Source organism: Dyella marensis (assembly GCF_900112865.1).
Lineage (GTDB): Bacteria > Pseudomonadota > Gammaproteobacteria > Xanthomonadales > Rhodanobacteraceae > Dyella_D > Dyella_D marensis_A.
On sequence record NZ_FONH01000001.1, the window covers coordinates 575,731 to 594,618 of the forward strand.

The following is an 18,888-nucleotide window of genomic DNA, read 5'->3' on the forward strand; positions in this document are numbered from 1 at the left end:
TACTGGTTCGACATAACTGGAAACGTGTGAAGTCCTGGGTGCACTCGTTTGCGTGGACACGAAGATTCGTCCGCCCCCGGAGGATCGCCCCTCCTGCGGAGTAAATCCGTAGCTAGGAGTCGTTAAGCCCGATGCACTGGGTGTGTTGGCACCCAATAGGGAAACCTTAGTACGATCGAATTACCTAGGATCGGGGGGGAGGGAAATGCCTAGTGCTGCTTCTATCTCAATTAAGGAGACGCTTGCACTCCTTGATAATGAATTCAAAGGACTGAGCGAGGGCATTGGGCGAGCTCAGTATGCTTTTTGGCTGGGCTCCGGAATATCCCGCGATCGGGTGATCGGACTCGACGGCGTCCTCGCGAAGCTCCTCGAGTTCCTGCGCATCCACACCACCGCAGCCGCTGATTGTAAGTATCGCGTGGCGCTGGAGAAAATTATCGCCATGGCGGCTCCCTCCGCAGACGAACGAGCGAGGATTGACTTCTCTCAGCCGGTAGCGACCTGGCCGGACCTGAGCATAATCCTGAAACGTCTGTGGAATCAGTATTCGGCCGTACTCTCAACAGATATCCCAGGTGAAAATCTCGACTATCTGTTATGGGTCGGCCTCGACTTCCCACACACCTTCAGCGCACAGCCCGCCGACGCCGAGCACTTAGCGATCGGCATGCTGGCCCTTGAAGGTGTCGTAACGGAATTGGCTACTGCCAATTGGGATGGTCTTCTTGAAGCCGCCATGAAGGAACTCGGCCACAACGAGACCTTCTATCAGATCACTGTAACCGGCGAGGAACTTCGCAATCCGGCTTCGGCCACCGTTCTCTACAAGTTCCATGGCTGTGCCCTGCGCGCGATCACCAACGAAGCTGAGTATCGTCCGCTACTCATCGCGCGTACGGCTCAGATCACCGGCTGGACTAGCAACGAAACGTTCAAGATCGTGCGTGACCAGCTTAGTGCCCTCCTTCAACGCAGCCGAACGCTCATGATCGGCATGTCGGCGCAAGATGAGGACATCAAACACCTCTTTGCGTCGGTAAACGCTCAGAAGGGTTGGAAATGGACCGATCAGCCGACGCCCATCGTGTTCTCTGCCGACGAGCTTGGCGATGATCAAAAGAACGTTCTGATCGGAGCGTATGGCGAACCTGACTATGAGGGCCATCGAGTCGAAATCTGCGAAGCCGCGCGACTCAGAGCATACGCCAAACCCCTTTTACTCGGGTTGCTTCTCCATGTCCTCGCAGCCAAGTTGAAGATCCTCGCTAGTGATGCGATGGACGGTCATCTCGACCAGACAGCCCGGGACGCGATTGAGGGAGGGATTAAGACGCTTCGCGACCGCATAGCCGATGCCGGTAACTCCGATCGTCTGGGCCTCGTACGTGCCATAGCCGCCGGACTTGCGCGCGCTCGCCATCAGTTGCAGAACGGAGTCAGCGACCCGGGGATACCATCCTATTTCCCGCTGGACGGTGATCCTACACACCGTATGAAGGACAAGTTGGCACTGAAAAGCTCGGGTCAACGAGAGGCAGCCGTTGCCCTAGGTTTGATCGGACTAGAGGAACAGGACGCAAACTGGGTTTGCTCCGTCGACGATCCGGTCGATGCGCGAACAGGCGCCTTGCGACTCACCTCACCCAACGCGAGTGCGCGCGTTATTTTTGCTGCCAATGACGATACGGTTACCAGTCTGCTCGACGTGGGTGCCTTCGATGAATCCGATGACGATGCCGTGGTCATTTGCTCCGGCCGCGTCTCAGAGCGACAACAACGCAGCCCCAGTGCCTCGATGCGCAGCGGTGCTCTTGGACCCAGATACGTTGCCTTTGGATCGATGCTCAGCGGCGTCTCGGATCTGGACGAGCTACGCGCCCAATTTCGTGGAGAGGCGGGTTTATGAGCACAACCGACAACGTAGTCGATATTCTCGTTCGCGAGGGTGGCTATCGCATACTCCCGAAGCCCCTAAAGGTAGGCTCCATACCATTCGACTTCACGTACGCCCTTGTCGCCGGCAATCGGGCAAATGATCTTGTCATCATCATCGAACTTAAGGGCGATACCACCGATGATGGCGTGACCCGGAAGGTTATGGCACTTACTCGCGCACTCGACGTCATGCAATCAAAGCGGCCCGTAACGGCAGTTCTCACATCCGGACAGCCGCTAGCCGAGACCGTCCGATCAATTGGCAAAGTCTGCCGTGTTTTACCGGTTGGCGCACCGACGGGTGCCGATGCTATGAGTGCGGTTCGGGACTGGCTTTCCGTTCTTCTACCACTCGCTCAACCGCCTGCTGTCGAAACGCTTCTCGATTGGCAGGCTGATCTGGGTACCGCCATCGCGGCATACAACAAGAATGAGTTCGTTGACACAGTGATCAAAGCTTCGCAACGCGGCAAGGACAGTGTCGAAAAGGTCTTAGCCGATGCGATCACTCTATCAATTGACGCCGCACTCAATGATGAGGGAGAGAGGAAATGAACGGAGCTCGACTTAAAAATCTCGTCATTGAGAACTTCCGCAGCCTTCGCGGCAAGATCGTTGTGCCTCTCGATGCCCAAGTCGTGCTGATCCATGGCACCAACGGCATGGGTAAGACGAGCATCCTGTCGGCAATCGAACTCGGACTTACGGGCAAGATCGCGCACCTTGCGACCGAAGGATCGAGCTATCGTTCCTACCTTACGACCCTCGGCGCTGAAAACGGCTCGATCTCAATCACCACGACCGCCTCTATCAGCGAACAGGCCATCGCGACCGGAACACTTACTTTTTCCGACACCACGTTCCTCCCGAAGCCCCTACTGAATGTCGACGATTCCCGGTTCTTCGCGGAACGATGCTATCTGCCGCAAGCGACTCTGAGCCGGCTACTCGAAATCTATGATGACCAGAAGGCGGGCAAGACCTCGCCATTGACCCTGTTTGTCAAGGAGCTCCTCGGCCTCGATCCGATCGACGCCCTGGTCGATGGCCTCGACCACGCCTTCAACGTGACACGAGTGCGCAAACTGGTGCCCGAGTACCGTCGCCTTGAGGAAATCAAGAACTTCTTGAAGGATGAGATCGTTAGAAAAGAGCAGTCGATTGATAGAGCAAGTAAAGCAGCCAACGAGCGACTCGGCCGCCTCAATGAAATCCTCTCTCTGATCGACGATGGATCGGCAATAACCGTCACGGAGAGCGCCGACCTAGGTCAATTGAAGGCTTTGCTCGAAGCTGCCCGTGACGGGGATAGACAACTCGTGGCACTCAGTCGAACGCGCTCAGAATTACGCGGACTGAGCGAAAGATGGCGAGATCTGCCACCGCAAGACTCAAGCCACGATCAGGCTACCAGAGAGAGGGCTGATCGGACTGCGAGCGACGCGCTTGTCGCCTGGCAGATCGATCGCGGCGACGCGCTTCAAAGCGCAATCGATGCGGCCCTCTCCCATTTCACCGACATCCCCTCGCTTCAGGACAGTCCCGAACAAAGTAGATCCGATGCGGAGCGACGCGCGCGGGCGGAGGCGGATCGTTGCGAGCGTCTGCTCGCAACACACGTTGCCGCCAGCGAACGCATGGAGGCTTTGAACGTGATCGTACAGCGCGCATCCACGCGAATCGACGAACTCAACCAAGATTTATCCGGAGCGGTTGAAGACGCAAAAGCGCTCGCGAACGCGCTCGCTGGCGTGACCCCCTACATCAAAGGCGAAACATGTCCTGTCTGCTCCCGGAACTATGCAGAGATGGATGCTGGATCACTCTCAGCCCATGTTGCCACCAAGATCGCCTCGCTCAGCAACGAAGCCGGGCGTCTCCAGGCGATGGCTGCGGTACGCGCTGAGGAAATTGCGCGACTTGCCTCCGCGAAACGTGATCTCCTCAGCGCCGCTAACGGCCTGCTTTCTTTGGAAGCTATTGCGGAGCTAACAGTTCGACAGGCTCAATTGACAGATATGGCACATCGCCTATCGAGACTGAAGGACGACGCCGCGGAAGGAAGCCGACTGATGATTGATCTGGCGATCGCTCGGCAGGCCGTCATAACGGCTCGCCGACGGGACGAGCAATCTCAATCACTACTTCCCGAAATCGATACCCTAGTTCAGTCCATCCTGCACTGCCCCACCAGCAGTTTTGAGAGCATCGACCTCGCACTGACCAATGCCCTTAAGGTCCTTGAGGAGCGCATCACCGCCGCCGAGCGCGTCACATCCGACAGGATCAAAGCAGGCTCTGAGATCGATTTGCGCATTAGCGACCTCGCACATATTGACGCCCTTCGAACGGAATGTGAAAAAGCGCGGACTCGCCTCCAATCAGTGAACGACGCATTCAAACAAACAGATGTCACGCGCAAGTATGCAAAGACCGTCTCCGAGGCCGCCGAGGGCGTACGCTCTGACATCGTGAAGAAGGTGTTCAACACCGGGCTCAACAAGGTTTGGCGCGATCTGTTCGTACGCTTGGCTCCATCGGAGCAGTTCGTTCCCGCATTTCGTCTGCCACTTGGTAATGGCGGAAAGGTCGACGCGGTTCTCGAGACGCTCCATCGAAGCGGGGTAGCTTCCGGATCCCCCGGCGCGATGCTGAGCCAAGGCAATCTCAACACAGCGGCGTTAACCCTCTTTCTTGCTCTCCATCTATCAGTGCCAGTACGCACCCCATGGTTGATCTTGGACGATCCCGTCCAATCAATGGACGATGTACATATTGCACAGTTTGCCGCGTTGCTTCGCTCACTTTCCAAAGGCATGAATCGGCAGGTAGTGATCGCTGTACACGAGCGCTCCCTATTCGACTACCTCTCCCTTGAGCTTAGTCCCGCGTTCCCCGGCGACAGTCTAATTACCATCGAAATTGCCCGGAGCTTCGCTGGTGAGGCGATCGCGACACCACGTGCATTTGCGTTTAAGGACGATCGGGCGATCGCCGCCTAAGGTATCGGCAGATCACGTCCGGCACTGGGAAGATCGTTGTGATCGTTTCGTGGAGGCAACTGCGACACGCGCGGCGGGTCAATTCGCCAGATCCTCACGCATCTCGCAGCATCAGCACCACCTTTAGGCGTCGACGCGTCCTGTTAAGCGAGGGATCAAGCGCTCTCACCTTTGCTGGCTACAGCTTCTAGTAGGGGCTGTCGGCGGGCTGGCCAGCAGCATTGGTCCACATGTCATCGGGGAGCGAGCGATCGCGAAGACATATCGGGTCATGGTCCGCATACGCACATAGGGGACGAGAGCACTTATCCGGTACTGCCACTCAGTGCCGCAGATGCACACCTTCCGGGACCGATGAAAACTTACATGCGACCATCGCTCAGAACGGCCGGTCTACGAAGAATGCACGCAACCACTCAGCAAATATTGCTTGGGCGCATCCATCACGTCCTTGGCAGAAATGACGGCGCTAATGGCCTCGCAATGCGCTCTGAGCGGAATACCTTGGGGAATCACCAAAGGGTGTCCATCAGGAGAGGTTCGATTGAGAATTACCCAGACCCTTGTTGCCGCCGCATCGGTCCCGGTGACGCCCAAGACATCCAGTCCCGATCCATTGACGTTCTCCTTCAAGATCGGATTTGGCTCCTTGCTGCCGCGGTTGTCGAATTCCACACCTTGCAGGACGGCGTAGTAATCCTTGGTGCCCAGTTCTCCGCGGCTGAAGTAACCAGCGAGCGCAAGGTAGAGCCCACCTGCGCCAATCACTAGAACCAGGAGAATTGCTGCGCCGTACATCCAGGCGCTGCTCGTCTGTGCTTCGTTGTTCAAGAGGTGGCCCTCAGTCAGTTCGTCTTGAGCTGTTGGCATTCGGACTACACCGAAATGCTGCTCTCAATCGACGCAACCTCGCTGTTTTGCCGCGCAACCCACCCCCACGCAGGCAATCCCCTACAGACAACCTCTGGTTGCTTTGATAATTTTCTTCGCGTTGCCCGCGCTGTTGCCGAAGACGCGTTGCGGGCAACCATGGCAGCAATGCTGTGAGAGCGCGGGCCAAGGGTGCAGCGAACACCCCTGACCCGCTAACCATCACCAACTGTACGAGAGTCGATCATGGCTACCCCAGATCATACGGCACGCACGCGCTCGCCGATCCCCTCGGCGACCTCCTCACCGCACATTCGGGCTGTCCGACGATCCAGCGGACACGATTGAAGAACCGCGGTTCAAGCGCTTTCGTAAGAATCATCTGAGCCGTATCTACCCGGCACGTCGCACTGTGCGACGGCGAAAGCCGCTGACACCGCACACCACTTCCTCCATCAAGCCGCCCGGGCCCAGCCTTGGGCCACTGGTGAACCTCGAGTCCGTGTGGTCGCGGCACGCCGTGCTGTCTGGCGACGTGCCGTTCTCGGAGCGAGGGCGCGGCGCCTTTTCAGCAAGGAGTTGCTTATGAATATCCACGGCGAGCCCTGGATGACCCGTCACGTGCACTACTTTTCCGATCCCGACGCGGGGCCGGATGCGATGTTGAACGATGCCACCGAGTGGTTGAAGTACGCCCATACTTCGATCCAGTTCCTCGCCGAGCTGGTCCACGAACGCGGCAGCCCGGATGCACAACGGTTGCCGATCATGCTGGATGGCATCGCGGCGTTCATCGAGATGGGGACGCGCTGCGTGGAGCAGGCGCATGGGCGGATGCAGTGGCAGCAGGTGCGGGATGAGGCGGAGAGGTCCGCGGCGGGGGTGTAGTTCGAGCGCCCGGCGTCGATGCCTCGTTCCGTAGTTCTGGATGAGGAGCGGAGGTCGGACATCTCCGCTCCATGCTCCCCTGGGGTGGCAAGGGCGGCCCTCAGGCCGCCCTTGGAAGATCAGCGATTCTTGTGACTCTGCTCGCCAGCCTTGACGTGCTGCTCGTGGCTGCCGCCGCGCTGCTCGCTCGAACCTGCCTGCTTGCTCTGATCCTGGCTTTGGTTCTTATGGCTTTGCTCGCCTGCCTTGACGTGCTGCTCGTGCGAAGCGCGGTCGCCGCCGCGATTACTGGTATTGCCTGTGTTAGCCATGATGAGATCCTCAAGTCGATGTATCGGAATGCGGGTCATCAAACGCTGCGCCCGCGAGATCCACTTTCGCGCCTGGGACCTGCACGCGACGTCGGTCGCGCATGAAAGAAGCTTGCATCTTGGTGAGGAGGCTCTTGCACGGAATGCCAGTAGCTTGGGCCACCGCGGTGCCGGTTCTCTTCGAGACGGGGGCGCATCGACCATAGCCAGCTCGTCATTCCGGCGCAGGCCGGAATCCAGTTTCGACGTGGGTCGGTGGTCGCGACAACCCGACGATATCGGCACTGGATTTCGGCCTGCGCCGGAATGACGGCAAAAAGCGTTACGCGGCGGCGATGGCGCTACAGCCTTAAGCAAGCTTAAAGAAACAGACTTTTCCTAAGGACATACTGAGTTTCCGCCGCCAGAATCGAACGGATGAGGAGGAAGCGGCGATGAATACGAGCATAGACAAACCATTCACGTTTCACGATGACCTGAGCGATTCCGCGCTCGCCGTCGGCATCGCGATGCACCTGGATGCGGCAATATCCCTGCTGCCGGAAACTCATGAGGCGGCTGAATCCCTGCGTTGCGCACGGCGGGCTGCCTTGAAACTGGTGCGGCGCCTGCAGGAACGCACGCGCGCCGCCGGCGCAAGCGAGTCCGCTGCCCTGGAACACGATCCCGCGTGATCGACTCGCTGCGTAGCGGCCTCAGACGCACGCAGCGCCGCGCTCACTCCGCGATGCGCGTCGTCTGGACGTTGACCACGCGCCACACGCTGCCTTCCTTCACATACGTGTCCGTATATCGATAGTGGCTGCGGAACGGCTTGCCCTGGTAGGTGCCGTGCATGTCGGTGCGACCGTTGATCAGCGCGGTATTGCCGTAGAGGCGAATCTTGAAGTCCTCGACCGTGTAGGGCTCGATCACCAGGTCGGGTGAGGTGAGATTCTGCAGGAACTGTGCTTTGTCCGCGGTGCTGCCGTCGCTGCCGATCTGAAAAAACGTGTCGGACATGTTCTTTGCAATCGCCTGCTTATCCTTTTTCACGATCGCCACGTCCCAGGCATCGGCCTGAGCCTTCAGCGCCGCGTGCAGGCCAGCGTCGGACGAGTCTTTTGCGAAACCAGGCAACGTAGCCAGCAGAAGCAGCAGGGATATCGAAGCGGTTCTTGGCATGATCATCGGTCACTCCCCCTCAGAATGTTCAACGAGCTTACTGGAAGGGATGGAGGCGCCTGAAGTACCTATCCCAGCCCCGCACGCCGACAAAAAAGCCCGGCGTCATGCCGGGCTTCTCAACCGAACAAAACGGCCGCCACTATTTACCGAAGTATTGGCGCACGGACGCCGAAGACACTCCGACCAGTTTCACCGCCGCCCGCAGTTCGTCCGGCGTGCAGCCGAATGCCTTGCACCAGTAGCGAACCTCCCATTCCTCGTGCACGTTCACCTTGGCCGCATCCTGCGGACCGCGCTTGCTCAGATCGTCAGACATGGCTCTCCCCGATCGCTGATAGCCCTGTCGACAACGCGATGCACATACCGCGCGCCCAGAGCCGGTCGCAGTGTTCGGCGCCAGCCCTGCCCGCGTCTTTAGATTAAATACGAAAATGCGCTCACGTCGGTTGTGTAAGACCGGCTGCATAGGGGTTCACTGACATCGCATCGAGCTGGTGGATCGTGCCGAGCGACAGTGTCGGAGTGGGATTGGCCGGTGCCTGCGACAGACATCCCGCGGTGCCACGCTGGTCGTTTCCCGCCTTGACCGCGGCCGCCGCCTCGGCGGCGAAGCTTGAGGCCTCCCGGGCGGCCTCATTGGCGGCCCGCACCGCCATCTCGGTGTCGTGACTGGGCTGCCTCGCCGCGGCAGCCACTGCCCTGTCCGCGGCAGCTTGTGCCACGTCGGCGGCTTGCTGAGCCTGGTGCGCCAGCGCCTCGGCGGTGCAGCTGTCTGGCGCGGCCATGGCCTTCCGCGTCGCATTCGCGGCATCGACAGCGGCGGACAGTGCCGCCTCCGCCGCATCCTGCGAGTCGATCTCGGCCGCCGTGCAGGGATTGCCCTCAGAACTGGTACATGCATTTTGCGCGGCGTTCGAGGTGTGATCGGCGGCATTGGAAGCCGAATTCGCACCGCTGGAACCGGAAACGGAACCTACCATGGCAACAACTCCTATCGGGGGGAGCCCCACCCTAGTCAGTCGCTCATCCACGATCACACTAGGACGTTCCCTAGGGGCGGGCTGGCAGCACCCCACCCGGGTCCACCGACGGGCACGGTACTTGCCTGATCGCTGGCAGTGAGCAACCGGGGATCGGAACCCATGAATGCCGCGGTGCGCGCGGAAAGCGCCAGACCTGTCTACACCGAAGCCGTCCGCCGGGTGCTCGCCCAGCCGCATCTGCGCGACCTGCCGCCCGCAGGGGCATCCACTCCAGTGCTGCGCCAGCATTTCACCGTGGGCGGCGAAGCCACGCGCCTGCAGATGCTGGCCTGGAGCGACTACGTGGGACGCATCCTCGACGTGCCGGTGTCGCGCGCCCAGGTCGCCAACGGCTTTCATGGCGAGCTCGATACCTATGTGTTCAAGGACCTGAGATTCCTCGACAGCCGCACGGATCCCGTGGCGCAGATGCGCACCGCGGCGAGGATCTCGACCGATAACGTAAGCGACTACGTCTTCCATATCGTGCTGGACGGCATCGCGGAAACCGAGGCAGGACCGCGCCGCAAATCGACGCAATTCATACCGGGCGTGCTCGCCCTGGACATGTGCCAGCCGATGCTGATGCAGCGGCCGACCAAGTCGCGGGTGATGGCATTCTTCCTGCCGCGCGCGATGGTGGACGCCGCCATCCCTGATGCCGAATCGCTGCATGGCAACGTGGTCACCTACAACACACCGCTGACGCTGCTGCTGCGCGAACAGCTGCTCACTATCGCCAGCGATCTGCCGAGCATGAGCGATGCGGAAGCGCAAAGCGCGGTGAGCACGGGCGCGCAGCTGGTGCTGGCCGCGTTCGGCAAGATGCACCACCTCAGCCATACCGCGCGGGCCGCCGCGCGCGCCGCCATGCTCGGACGCATCAAGCGCTATATCCGTGCCAACCTGCATGCGCGCGAACTGGCGCCCGAGCACATCCTGCGCGGCTTTCCGCTGGCCCGTCCCACGCTGTATCGCATGTTCGAAACGGAAGGCGGACTGCACGCCTATATCCGCAACTGCCGGCTGCGCGAGGCGGCGGATCGACTCGTCGGCATCAAGACGATGTCGGTGACGCAGATCGCCGACGGGCTTGGCTTCAACTGCCCTTCCGATTTCACGCGCGCCTTCCGTCGCGCCTACGGCGTGGCGCCGCAGGAGTTCAGGGCGTTGGGATTGGAGTGGTTGCGCGATACGGCCGAATAATCGCCATGCGATATCGCAGCCAAAGAAAAAGCGCCCAGGTTTCCCTGAGCGCTTTCTTTATTGGTGGGCCGTGTAGGATTCGAACCTACGACCAATTGATTAAGAGTCAACTGCTCTACCAACTGAGCTAACGGCCCTGAAACTTTAAATTTGGGGTGGACGATGGGACTCGAACCCACGACATCCGGAATCACAATCCGGTACTCTAACCAGCTGAGCTACGCCCACCATAACCTTTAAGATGTGCTGGCGCGCCCGACAGGAATCGAACCTGCAACCGTCGGCTTAGAAGGCCGATGCTCTATCCGGTTGAGCTACAGGCGCAATGCACTCAGGTGCAGAGCAACTGCTGGTCGGGGCAGAGGGATTCGAACCCACGACTTCCAGCTCCCAAAGCTGGCGCTCTACCAGGCTGAGCTATACCCCGATTTCGAACCTTCAGCCGCTTTCGCAACGCCGAAGCTTTGAAATGCTACGGGTGACGCTTCGCCCAGTCAATCCGTATCGAAGCACACCGAACACATCTTTCGTCCGGTTCCGAAAAACGATGTTCTGTTCTTCGGATGCAAACGGTGATGCGAACATCACTGCCTGCTTTGTATGGCGCGCCCGGAGAGATTCGAACTCCCGACCACCAAGTTCGTAGCCTGGTACTCTATCCAACTGAGCTACGGGCGCGTTGTAAAACCTTTGCCTTGATCGCTTAACCACCGGAGTGGAAAGCGCCGAAGCGAGAAGCGGAATTATTCAGATTCGGGCGGTGGTCGTCAATACTTTTTTCAGTTTTTTTTCACCGGCTGCCACAGCATTCATGTCCCGGTGGAGCGACCACGCATCGAAGGCGCGCATTCTAGCCGCCGAAAGCAGCATCGCCTAGAGGGTCAGCGGCGCTTGTCCGACGCTTCCTATACGACGCTCGCCCTCGCATGACATGCATCCCCAAACGAAGAAGGCGGCCATCGGCCGCCTTCTCGTTCAACTCGTTTCTGTCCCACGCTCAGACGTGCACGCTCAGACGTGCGGATGACGACTCTGCGTAGCCGGGTCGCCGACCTTGGCGCCCGCATCGCCGCGCGGCGGCGGAGGCGGCGGCGGTGTCGAGCCGGTGGCCGACTTGGTCCAATCCGCCGGCGGGCCCGGCACGCGGCCGGCCATGATCTCGTCGATCTGGTGCGCGTCGATGGTCTCGTACTGCAGCAGCGCCTCGGCCATCACGTGCAGCTTGTCGATGTTGTTGGTCAGCAGCTGCTTGGTGCGCGCGTAGTTGCGGTCGAGGATCGCGCGCACTTCCTCGTCGATCTTGCGCGCGGTCTCGTTGGAGACGTTCTTGTGCTGCGTGACGGCGCGGCCGAGGAACACCTCGTCCTCTTCCTCGCCGTAGGTCACCGGGCCGAGCGTGTCGGACAGGCCCCACTTGGTCGCCATGTTGCGCGCCATCTTGGTCGCGCGCTCGATGTCGTTGGAGGCGCCGGTGGTGACCTTGTCCTCGCCGAAGATCAGCGCCTCGGCGACGCGGCCGCCGTACAGCGAGCACAGCTGCGATTCGATCGCCACGCGGTTCATGCTGTACTTGTCGCCTTCCGGCAGGTACATGGTCACGCCCAGCGCGCGACCGCGCGGAATGATGGTGACCTTGTAGACCGGGTCGTGCTCCGGCACCAGGCGGCCGACGATGGCGTGGCCGGCCTCGTGATAGGCGGTGAGCTTCTTCTCGTCCTCGCTCATGGCCATGGAGCGGCGCTCCGTGCCCATCAGGATCTTGTCGCGCGCCTTGTCGAGGTGGCTCATGCGCACGTCGCGCGCGTTCTCGCGCGCCGCGAACAGCGCGGCCTCGTTGACCAGGTTGGCGAGGTCGGCGCCGGAGAAGCCCGGCGTGCCGCGCGCGATGGTCATGGCATCCACGTCCGGCCCGGTCGGGACCTTGCGCAGATGCACTTTGAGGATCTGCTCGCGGCCCTTCACGTCCGGCAGGCCGACCACCACCTGGCGGTCGAAGCGGCCCGGGCGCAGCAGCGCGGGGTCGAGCACGTCCGGGCGGTTGGTCGCGGCGATCACGATCACGCCCTCGGTGCCCTCGAAGCCATCCATCTCCACCAGCAGCTGGTTGAGGGTCTGCTCGCGCTCGTCGTGGCCGCCGCCCAGGCCGGCGCCGCGATGGCGGCCGACCGCATCGATCTCGTCGATGAAGATGATGCAGGGGGCGTGCTTCTTGGCCTGGTCGAACATGTCGCGCACGCGGCTGGCGCCGACGCCGACGAACATCTCGACGAAGTCCGAACCGGAGATCGAGAAGAACGGCACCTTGGCCTCGCCCGCAATGGCCTTGGCCAGCAGGGTCTTGCCGGTACCGGGCGGGCCGACCATCAGCACGCCGCGCGGGATCTTGCCGCCGAGCTTCTGGAACTTGCCCGGGTCGCGCAGGAACTCGACCAGCTCGCCGACTTCCTCCTTCGCTTCGTCGCAGCCGGCGACGTCGCTGAAATTGACCTTGATCTGGTCCTCGCCCTGCAGCTTGGCGCGCGAGCGGCCGAAGCTCATGGCGCCGCGCCCACCGGCGCCGGCCTGCATCTGGCGCATGAACCAGATGAACACGCCGACGATCAGGATGATCGGCAGCCAGTTGAGCAGCAGGCCGATCAGGGAGAAGCCGTTGTTGGCCGGCTCCTGCCGCACTTCCACGCCCTTGTCCTGCATCTGCTTGACCACCGAGCTGGTGGAGAAGCCGAGCACGGGGGCGACGGTGCGGAACGCGCTGCCGTCCTTGAGCTTGCCACTGATGGTGGCCGGCTGGTCGGCGCTGATCACGGCGGTGGACACGTTGCCGTTGTCCACGCTCTGCACAAAGCTGCTGTAAGGCAGGTCGGAGGACGACGCGCCATGCGGATTGAAGCTCTGGAACACCATCAGCAGGACCACAGCGATGATCAGCCAGAGCAACAGATTTTTAGCCATCTCGTTCATGCACGGTTCTCGCCCGGTTGAGCGCCACTGACCTTTCTTCCTGTGGCCAGCGCATAGACCTCACGCGAACGGGCGCGTGAGGCTTTGGGTTTACGCATAGTTACGCGCGAAAACTCCGCGCGCAAGCTACGAAGGTAATCGTCGAAGCCAGCTCCCTGGAATAACTTGATCAGGAACGAACCGCCCGGTTTCAGCCAATGGCGACTGAAGTCCAGCGCCAGCTCGGCCAGATCCATTGCCCGGATCTGGTCGGCCAGCGCGACACCACTCATATTGGGGGCCATGTCGGATAGGACAAGATCGAGCTGCTGCCCCTCCAGGCGGCTCTCCAGCTCGCGCAGCACGGACTCCTCGCGGAAGTCGCCCTGCAGGAAATCCACCCCCGCGATGCCCTGCATCGGCAGGATGTCCAGGGCCACCACCTTGCCGGTATCGCCCAGGCGCTGGCGCACCAGCTGCGACCACCCGCCCGGGGCGGCGCCCAGGTCGACCACGCGCATGCCCGGCTTGAGCAGCCGGTCGCGCTCGATCAGTTCTTCCAGCTTATAGACGGCACGGGAGCGCACGCCCTCGGCCTGCGCCTTCTTCACATAGACGTCATCGAAATGTTCCCGCAGCCAGCGGGAACTGCTTTTGCTGCGGGACATGGGTCGGCAACGGCCACAGATAGGGGGGAATGGGTCGGCATGATACCCTTGACGGTCCATTCGCCGCGAATCCGAGACTGAACGCATGTCGCTCTCCCCGTCACAGCGCCGCTATCTGCGCAGCCTGGCCCATGACCTGAAGCCGGTGATCCTGCTCGGCGCCAAGGGCGCGACCGAGGCCGTGGTCAAGGAACTGGACCTGGCCCTGACCCACCACGAGCTGGTCAAGGTGAAGCTGTCCGGCGGCGACAAGGACGAGCGCCAGGAGCAGATCGACTTCCTCGCCCAGGGCACCCGCGCCGAGAACGTGCAGCAGATCGGCCATATCGTGGTGCTGTTCCGCCGCAACGAGGACGAGCCCAAGCTCGCCCTGCCCCGCTGAGCCGCCGCGCATGGATCTCTCGCTCGACCGCCCCGGCGAATACCTGTTTGTCCGCCGCGTCGGCGCGCGCAGCATCACCGTAGTCGATCGCGAGTTCACCCGCAGCCTGGTGCTTTCCCCAGAGAAAGCCATCGAGAACTGGCCGGTCACCCATGCCGGCGAGCTGGACGCCGGCCACGTCGACGCGATCCTGGCGCTGGAACCGGAAGTGGTGGTGCTGGGCACCGGCGAACGCCAGGTGTTCCCCGCCGCCGCCTTCATAGCCGGCTTTCTGCGCAAGGGCGTGGGCGTGGAAGTGATGGACAACGCAGCCGCGGCCCGCACCTACGACCTGCTGGCCGGCGAGCGCCGCCGCGTGGTGGCGGCCTTCATCCTGCCGCCGGAAGCCTGAGCCGGCCTGCCGCCGCTCAGCGCGACGGCAGGTAACCCATCGGATCGACCGGATTGCCGTCGCGGCGGATCTGGAACTGCAGTTCGTCGCGGGTCGCGCCGGTGGAACCCATCTCGGCGATCTGCTGGCCCGCGCTGACGCGCTGCCCCTCCTTCACCAGGCGCTTGCTGTTGTGGCCGTAGGCCGACAGGAAGCTGTCGTTGTGTTTGATGATGACCAGCTCGCCGTAGCCGACCAGGCCGTTGCCGCTGTACACCACCACGCCATCGGCGGCGGCGCGGATCGGGTCGCCGGACTTGCCCAGGATCTCGATGCCGGGAATGGCGTCGCCCGACTGGAAGCGCTTGCCCAGCGAACCGTCCGCCGGCCAGCGCCAGTTAATGCCGGCGCTGGCGCGCGTGGCGCCCTGCGCCACGGCCTGCGGCGGCGCCGGCGGGGGTGTCGCGGCGGCCGCGGCGGTATGCGCGGTGGCGGGAGCGCCGGCGACCGGCACCACGGTGACGGCGGTCGATGCCGGCGCGGGAGCCGATACCGTCGCCGTGGCCGGCGCGGGCTTCACGGGAGCCGCCGGTGCAGGCGCGGGCGTTTCGGCGGTCGCCGCCGGATTGGCCGGCACCGTCTCGAAGCCGGCGCCGGCCGGAGTCCTGGCTGGCGGGTTCGCCGCCGGTTTCGGGGAAGTCGCGACCACGGCATGGCTCGCGGCGGGAGCCGCCGCTCCGCTCGCCGAGAGCTTCAGCGTCTGCCCCGGCCAGATCGTGTACGGCGCGGCGATGCCGTTCCACGAGGCCAGGTCGCGGAAATCCACGCCATTGCGGAACGCGATCGAATACAGCGTGTCGCCCTTCACCACGCGATAGCTGCCGCCCGGCGCCGCAGCGCGGGCCACCGGGGCCGGCGCCACCGTGCGTCCCTGCGTGCCGGCGGCCGGCTCGAACACCACCGAGCTGCGCGGCGACACGCAGGCGGCGAGCAACAGGGAAAGCGCGGCGGGGGCGAAGTAGCGGCAGTGTCCTTTCATGCGATGAGCATACCGAGCCATAACGTGATTTTCATACGGAAGTCCTGTTCGGGACTTCGCCGTAACATCAATGACGCAACAGCCACCATGCCAGCAGGCCGACCAGGATCACCACGGCGGCCCAGCCGATGCGCTCGATGTGCTTGTGCAGGACGCGCTCGGCGCGCTCGCCGAAGATGCGGATCAGCAGCGCCAGCAGCCACACGCGCTTGCCGCGGCCGACCGCCATGCAGACCAGGAACGGAATGATCGGCACGCCGACGATGCCGGCGGCCCAGGTGACGAACTTCATCGGCACCACCGGCTGCAGCGCGGCCAGCGCAAGCACCAGCAGCAGGCCGAGCCAATGCGTGTTCATCTGCGCACGCAGGCTTTCCACGCCCTGCTCGATCGGCGCCAACAGGTGCAGCGCCTCCAGCACCGGATGCAGGGCCTGGAACGCCCAGTGGCCGAGCGCATAGCCGACCAGCGAACCGAGCAGCGAGAACAGCAGGCTTAAGTTTGCGTAGAAAAACGCCTTGTGCCGCTTGCCGAGCATCATCGGCGCCAGCATCACTTCCGGCATGATCGGAAAGATGAAGGCCTCGACGAAGCTGAGCCCGCACAGGTAATAGACCGCCCTGGGGTGGCGCGCCCAGGTCAGGGCCCGGGCGTACAGCGTTCCGAACAAGCGCATCGAGCGTCCTTAAGGCATCAGCCGATGCCGCCCAGCAGCGGCACGAAGCTCACCGGTCCGAGTTCTTCCTGCAGGAAGTCGCCCTGCCCGTCGCCGCGCATGCGGATCAGGGTCTGGTGGCTGGGCGAACCGACGGGAGCGACCAGCACGCCGGTCGGGCTGAGCTGGTCCAGCAGCTGGGTGGGAATGGTGTCGCCGGCGGCGGTGAGGATGATCGCGTCGAACGGCGCCTCGTCCGGCCAGCCCAGCTTGCCGTCGTCGTGGCGCGAGCGCAGGTTGGTCAGCCCCAGCTGGCGGAAGCGGCGGCGCGCCTGGCGCAGCAGTTCCTCGATGCGCTCGACGGTGTAGAGCTGCGGCACCAGCGCGGCCAGTACCACGGCCTGGTAGCCGGAACCGGTGCCGATCTCCAGCACCTTCTGCGGCACGCCGAATTCCAGCAGCGCCTCGGTCATGCGCGCCACCACCCACGGCTGCGAAATGGTCTGGCCGTGGCCGATCGGCAGCGCGGTGTTCTCGTAGGCGCGCGAATGCAGCGCCTGGTCGATGAAGTGATGGCGCGGCAGGTTGCGGATCACCTCGATCACGCGCGCGTCCTTGATGCCGTCCTCCTTCAGCTTGGAGGCCAGCCGGTCGCGGGCGCGCTGCGAGGTCATGCCTTCGCCCTTCAGCGCGGACGGCGGCAGCGGATGCACGTTCATGCTCACGCGACTTTCTCTCCGCTGCGCGCGGCCATGTCGCCGCTGAGCGCGTTCATCCAGCTGCTGACCTTCTCCAGCGCCTGGAAGCGCGTGAGGTCGACGTGGATCGGCGTGACCGAGACATAGCCGCGGCGCACCGCGTCGAAGTCGGTGCCGGGACCGGCGTCGTCCACGTCGCCGGCCGGACCGATCCACCAGATCGGCTTGCCGCGCGGGTCGGTCTGCCGGATGCACGGCGCGGAACGGTGCCGCTTGCCCAGGCGGGTGACCTCGAAGCCGCGGATCTCTTCCCACGGCCGGTCCGGCACGTTGACGTTGAGGATGGTGTCGGCCGGCAGCGGATCGACCAGCAGGCGCTCCATCAGCATCAGCACGGCGCGCGCGGCGGAATCGTAGTGCTCGCCGTGGTGGTCCTGGCTGACCAGGGACACGGCGATCGCCGGCAGGCCGAGGAAGCGGCCCTCCATCGCGGCGGAGACCGTGCCCGAATAGATCACGTCGTCGCCCAGGTTGGCCGAGTTGTTGATGCCGGAGACCACGATGTCGGGCTCGTGCTCGAGCAGGCCGGCCAGCGCCAGGTGCACGCAGTCGGTGGGCGTGCCCGCCACGCGGTAGTAGCCGTTGTCCATCGGCAGCACGCGGATCGGCGCGTCGAGGGTCAGTGAATTGCTGGCGCCGGAGCGGTCCCGGTCGGGAGCCACCACGGTGACCTGGCCGACCGCACCGAGGCGTTCGGCGAGCACGCGGATGCCGGGAGCATCCACGCCGTCGTCGTTGCTTACGAGAACTCGCATCGTCATCCGTTCGAAAAACCCAGGGGCCGGTGCGTTCCCCGGCGCGCCAGCGATACGCCGAAGTCTACCCGAGCGGGACCGGGGTTTCATCGCCAGATGCACGCTCGCGGAGACTGCAACGAAGAATTCCTTCTCCCTCCGGGAGAAGGTGGCGGCAGCCGGATGAGGGTACGGGCGGAGCGCAACTCACAACTCCGCCCGTACCCTCACCCCAACCCCTCTCCCGGCGGGAGAGGGGCTTTAGTGCTCGCAATCTTGGTGGTCTAGGATGGCGCCCATGAAACGCCGCCTTCCCGCCACCGTGAACGACGACGACGCGCGCCTGTTCCGCGAGGCAATCGGCGAGATCCGCCGTCTCGACCCCGCCGAGCCGGCGCCGGCCGCGCCCCGGCCCGAGCCGCGCGCCCACATGCTGGAGGCGGACGAGGCCGCGGTGCCGGGCGAATTGCTCGACATGGCCTTCGATCCCGGTCTCATGGAAGTGGGAGAGGAGCTCAGCTATCTGCGCGACGGCTACCCGCCGAAGCTGCTCAGACAGCTCAAGCGTGGGCAGTTCAGCGTGCAGGACGAGATCGACCTGCACCAGATGAATGCGGCGGCGGCCACGGCGACCATCGCCGACTTCCTCGCCGAGGCGCGCGAGCGCGGCTTTCACTGTGTGCGCATCGTGCATGGCAAGGGTTTGCGCTCGAAAAGCGCCGGGCCGGTGCTGAAGGTGCTGACCGACCGGCTGCTGCGGCGGCGTGACGATGTGATCGCGTTTGCGTCGGCACGGCCGATGCAAGGGGGAACCGGGGCCGTGGTGGTACTGCTGAAGGGCTGAGCTCGCGCATCGGCGTAGGTTGGGGTGAGCGCAAGCGAACCCCAACGTGGCGACAGCGGTGCAGGCCTGTTGGGGTTCGCCTGCGGCTCACCCC

The 18,888-nt window shown here is 63.0% G+C and carries 20 protein-coding genes and 5 tRNA genes; 9 read left to right on the forward strand and 16 right to left on the reverse strand.

What is annotated here, in order from left to right:
* Positions 1 to 205 precede the first annotated feature (205 nt).
* Genes BM172_RS02475 through BM172_RS02485 form a run of 3 tightly spaced genes read left to right on the forward strand, consistent with a single transcriptional unit; the run spans position 206 to position 4,940 of the window.
* Complete coding sequence (locus tag BM172_RS02475) at positions 206 to 1,909, forward strand: SIR2 family protein (protein WP_081805106.1); 1,704 nt, start codon at positions 206 to 208, stop codon at positions 1,907 to 1,909.
* Complete coding sequence (locus BM172_RS02480; protein WP_035322858.1) at positions 1,906 to 2,493, forward strand: hypothetical protein; 588 nt, start codon at positions 1,906 to 1,908, stop codon at positions 2,491 to 2,493. Before BM172_RS02475 ends, BM172_RS02480 begins: the two co-directional genes overlap by 4 nt.
* Positions 2,490 to 4,940, forward strand: coding sequence for an AAA family ATPase (locus BM172_RS02485; RefSeq protein WP_026634509.1), 2,451 nt, complete (start codon positions 2,490 to 2,492; stop codon positions 4,938 to 4,940). Before BM172_RS02480 ends, BM172_RS02485 begins: the two co-directional genes overlap by 4 nt.
* Positions 4,941 to 5,333: 393 nt before the next feature.
* On the opposite strand, the gene BM172_RS02495 is transcribed toward BM172_RS02485, so the two are convergent.
* Complete coding sequence (locus BM172_RS02495) at positions 5,334 to 5,771, reverse strand: hypothetical protein (RefSeq protein ID WP_143096427.1); 438 nt, start codon at positions 5,769 to 5,771, stop codon at positions 5,334 to 5,336.
* Between the two features lie 624 nt (positions 5,772 to 6,395).
* Here BM172_RS02495 and BM172_RS02500 point away from each other — a divergent pair.
* A complete protein-coding gene (locus tag BM172_RS02500; RefSeq protein ID WP_026634511.1) occupies positions 6,396 to 6,698 on the forward strand; it encodes a hypothetical protein in 303 nt (100 codons plus the stop codon).
* A gap of 119 nt (positions 6,699 to 6,817) precedes the next feature.
* Here BM172_RS02500 and BM172_RS02505 read toward each other — a convergent pair whose 3' ends face one another.
* Positions 6,818 to 7,009, reverse strand: a complete 192-nt coding sequence (locus BM172_RS02505; protein WP_026634512.1) for a hypothetical protein — start codon at positions 7,007 to 7,009, stop codon at positions 6,818 to 6,820.
* 434 nt (positions 7,010 to 7,443) lie between these two features.
* Here BM172_RS02505 and BM172_RS02510 point away from each other — a divergent pair, with 434 nt between their 5' ends.
* Complete coding sequence (locus BM172_RS02510) at positions 7,444 to 7,683, forward strand: hypothetical protein (RefSeq protein WP_026634513.1); 240 nt, start codon at positions 7,444 to 7,446, stop codon at positions 7,681 to 7,683.
* A 43-nt stretch (positions 7,684 to 7,726) separates the two neighbouring features.
* On the opposite strand, the gene BM172_RS02515 is transcribed toward BM172_RS02510, so the two are convergent.
* The 3 genes from BM172_RS02515 to BM172_RS02525 form a co-directional block, all read right to left on the reverse strand.
* Entirely contained in the window at positions 7,727 to 8,179 is a 453-nt protein-coding gene (locus BM172_RS02515; RefSeq protein ID WP_026634514.1) for a nuclear transport factor 2 family protein, read from the reverse strand.
* A gap of 136 nt (positions 8,180 to 8,315) precedes the next feature.
* Positions 8,316 to 8,492, reverse strand: coding sequence for a DUF3606 domain-containing protein (locus tag BM172_RS02520; protein ID WP_081805107.1), 177 nt, complete (start codon positions 8,490 to 8,492; stop codon positions 8,316 to 8,318).
* 121 nt (positions 8,493 to 8,613) lie between these two features.
* Positions 8,614 to 9,156, reverse strand: a complete 543-nt coding sequence (locus BM172_RS02525) for a hypothetical protein (RefSeq protein ID WP_051548471.1) — start codon at positions 9,154 to 9,156, stop codon at positions 8,614 to 8,616.
* Positions 9,157 to 9,318: 162 nt separating this feature from the next.
* Here BM172_RS02525 and BM172_RS02530 point away from each other — a divergent pair, with 162 nt between their 5' ends.
* Positions 9,319 to 10,404, forward strand: coding sequence for a helix-turn-helix domain-containing protein (locus tag BM172_RS02530; protein ID WP_197022848.1), 1,086 nt, complete (start codon positions 9,319 to 9,321; stop codon positions 10,402 to 10,404).
* A 61-nt stretch (positions 10,405 to 10,465) separates the two neighbouring features.
* Here BM172_RS02530 and BM172_RS02535 read toward each other — a convergent pair.
* The 7 genes from BM172_RS02535 to rlmE all read right to left on the reverse strand — a co-directional run bounded on the left by BM172_RS02535 (position 10,466) and on the right by rlmE (position 14,012).
* A tRNA-Lys gene (locus tag BM172_RS02535) sits at positions 10,466 to 10,541 on the reverse strand.
* A 14-nt stretch (positions 10,542 to 10,555) separates the two neighbouring features.
* Positions 10,556 to 10,632 (reverse strand) — tRNA-His (locus BM172_RS02540).
* A 19-nt stretch (positions 10,633 to 10,651) separates the two neighbouring features.
* Positions 10,652 to 10,728, reverse strand: a tRNA-Arg gene (locus tag BM172_RS02545).
* Positions 10,729 to 10,754: 26 nt separating this feature from the next.
* Positions 10,755 to 10,831: transfer RNA gene (locus tag BM172_RS02550), tRNA-Pro, on the reverse strand.
* A gap of 174 nt (positions 10,832 to 11,005) precedes the next feature.
* Positions 11,006 to 11,082 (reverse strand) — tRNA-Arg (locus tag BM172_RS02555).
* A gap of 333 nt (positions 11,083 to 11,415) precedes the next feature.
* Complete coding sequence (gene ftsH, locus BM172_RS02560) at positions 11,416 to 13,365, reverse strand: ATP-dependent zinc metalloprotease FtsH (protein ID WP_026634516.1); 1,950 nt, start codon at positions 13,363 to 13,365, stop codon at positions 11,416 to 11,418.
* Positions 13,362 to 14,012 carry a 23S rRNA (uridine(2552)-2'-O)-methyltransferase RlmE gene (gene rlmE / locus BM172_RS02565; RefSeq protein ID WP_026634517.1) on the reverse strand — a complete coding sequence of 217 codons (651 nt, stop codon included), beginning with the start codon at positions 14,010 to 14,012 and terminating at the stop codon, positions 13,362 to 13,364. The genes ftsH and rlmE overlap by 4 nt, the downstream gene beginning before the upstream one ends.
* 85 nt (positions 14,013 to 14,097) lie before the next feature.
* Here rlmE and yhbY point away from each other — a divergent pair, with 85 nt between their 5' ends.
* Positions 14,098 to 14,394, forward strand: coding sequence for a ribosome assembly RNA-binding protein YhbY (yhbY, locus tag BM172_RS02570; protein WP_026634518.1), 297 nt, complete (start codon positions 14,098 to 14,100; stop codon positions 14,392 to 14,394).
* A gap of 10 nt (positions 14,395 to 14,404) precedes the next feature.
* Entirely contained in the window at positions 14,405 to 14,785 is a 381-nt protein-coding gene (locus tag BM172_RS02575; protein ID WP_026634519.1) for an Mth938-like domain-containing protein, read from the forward strand.
* A gap of 16 nt (positions 14,786 to 14,801) precedes the next feature.
* Here the strand turns inward: BM172_RS02575 and BM172_RS02580 are convergent, their stop codons facing one another.
* The 4 genes from BM172_RS02580 to surE all read right to left on the reverse strand — a co-directional run bounded on the left by BM172_RS02580 (position 14,802) and on the right by surE (position 17,971).
* Positions 14,802 to 15,803 (reverse strand): peptidoglycan DD-metalloendopeptidase family protein, encoded by a 1,002-nt coding sequence (locus BM172_RS02580; protein WP_026634520.1) that lies wholly within the window; start codon positions 15,801 to 15,803, stop codon positions 14,802 to 14,804.
* A gap of 67 nt (positions 15,804 to 15,870) precedes the next feature.
* Entirely contained in the window at positions 15,871 to 16,479 is a 609-nt protein-coding gene (locus BM172_RS02585; RefSeq protein ID WP_026634521.1) for a YqaA family protein, read from the reverse strand.
* 17 nt (positions 16,480 to 16,496) lie between these two features.
* Positions 16,497 to 17,177, reverse strand: coding sequence for a protein-L-isoaspartate(D-aspartate) O-methyltransferase (locus BM172_RS02590; protein WP_026634522.1), 681 nt, complete (start codon positions 17,175 to 17,177; stop codon positions 16,497 to 16,499).
* Between the two features lie 2 nt (positions 17,178 to 17,179).
* Entirely contained in the window at positions 17,180 to 17,971 is a 792-nt protein-coding gene (surE, locus tag BM172_RS02595; RefSeq protein ID WP_026634523.1) for a 5'/3'-nucleotidase SurE, read from the reverse strand.
* Between the two features lie 277 nt (positions 17,972 to 18,248).
* Between surE and BM172_RS02600 the strand changes: the two genes are divergently transcribed.
* Positions 18,249 to 18,794, forward strand: coding sequence for a Smr/MutS family protein (locus BM172_RS02600; protein WP_026634524.1), 546 nt, complete (start codon positions 18,249 to 18,251; stop codon positions 18,792 to 18,794).
* Positions 18,795 to 18,888: the final 94 nt, after the last annotated feature.

What these genes read in the sequence shown, in the direction of transcription:
- rlmE (WP_026634517.1), bottom strand. Translation starts at nt 14,012, where the DNA reads ATGTCCCGCAGCAAAAGCAGTTCCCGCTGGCTGCGGGAACATTTCGAT.
- BM172_RS02590 (WP_026634522.1), bottom strand. Translation starts at nt 17,177, where the DNA reads ATGAACGTGCATCCGCTGCCGCCGTCCGCGCTGAAGGGCGAAGGCATG.
- BM172_RS02530 (WP_197022848.1), top strand. Translation starts at nt 9,319, where the DNA reads ATGAATGCCGCGGTGCGCGCGGAAAGCGCCAGACCTGTCTACACCGAA.
- BM172_RS02520 (WP_081805107.1), bottom strand. Translation starts at nt 8,492, where the DNA reads ATGTCTGACGATCTGAGCAAGCGCGGTCCGCAGGATGCGGCCAAGGTG.
- BM172_RS02500 (WP_026634511.1), top strand. Translation starts at nt 6,396, where the DNA reads ATGAATATCCACGGCGAGCCCTGGATGACCCGTCACGTGCACTACTTT.
- yhbY (WP_026634518.1), top strand. Translation starts at nt 14,098, where the DNA reads ATGTCGCTCTCCCCGTCACAGCGCCGCTATCTGCGCAGCCTGGCCCAT.
- BM172_RS02580 (WP_026634520.1), bottom strand. Translation starts at nt 15,803, where the DNA reads ATGAAAGGACACTGCCGCTACTTCGCCCCCGCCGCGCTTTCCCTGTTG.
- BM172_RS02600 (WP_026634524.1), top strand. Translation starts at nt 18,249, where the DNA reads ATGAAACGCCGCCTTCCCGCCACCGTGAACGACGACGACGCGCGCCTG.
- BM172_RS02505 (WP_026634512.1), bottom strand. Translation starts at nt 7,009, where the DNA reads ATGGCTAACACAGGCAATACCAGTAATCGCGGCGGCGACCGCGCTTCG.
- BM172_RS02480 (WP_035322858.1), top strand. Translation starts at nt 1,906, where the DNA reads ATGAGCACAACCGACAACGTAGTCGATATTCTCGTTCGCGAGGGTGGC.
- BM172_RS02475 (WP_081805106.1), top strand. Translation starts at nt 206, where the DNA reads ATGCCTAGTGCTGCTTCTATCTCAATTAAGGAGACGCTTGCACTCCTT.
- BM172_RS02575 (WP_026634519.1), top strand. Translation starts at nt 14,405, where the DNA reads ATGGATCTCTCGCTCGACCGCCCCGGCGAATACCTGTTTGTCCGCCGC.
- surE (WP_026634523.1), bottom strand. Translation starts at nt 17,971, where the DNA reads ATGCGAGTTCTCGTAAGCAACGACGACGGCGTGGATGCTCCCGGCATC.
- ftsH (WP_026634516.1), bottom strand. Translation starts at nt 13,365, where the DNA reads ATGAACGAGATGGCTAAAAATCTGTTGCTCTGGCTGATCATCGCTGTG.
- BM172_RS02525 (WP_051548471.1), bottom strand. Translation starts at nt 9,156, where the DNA reads ATGGTAGGTTCCGTTTCCGGTTCCAGCGGTGCGAATTCGGCTTCCAAT.
- BM172_RS02515 (WP_026634514.1), bottom strand. Translation starts at nt 8,179, where the DNA reads ATGATCATGCCAAGAACCGCTTCGATATCCCTGCTGCTTCTGCTGGCT.
- BM172_RS02510 (WP_026634513.1), top strand. Translation starts at nt 7,444, where the DNA reads ATGAATACGAGCATAGACAAACCATTCACGTTTCACGATGACCTGAGC.
- BM172_RS02585 (WP_026634521.1), bottom strand. Translation starts at nt 16,479, where the DNA reads ATGCGCTTGTTCGGAACGCTGTACGCCCGGGCCCTGACCTGGGCGCGC.
- BM172_RS02485 (WP_026634509.1), top strand. Translation starts at nt 2,490, where the DNA reads ATGAACGGAGCTCGACTTAAAAATCTCGTCATTGAGAACTTCCGCAGC.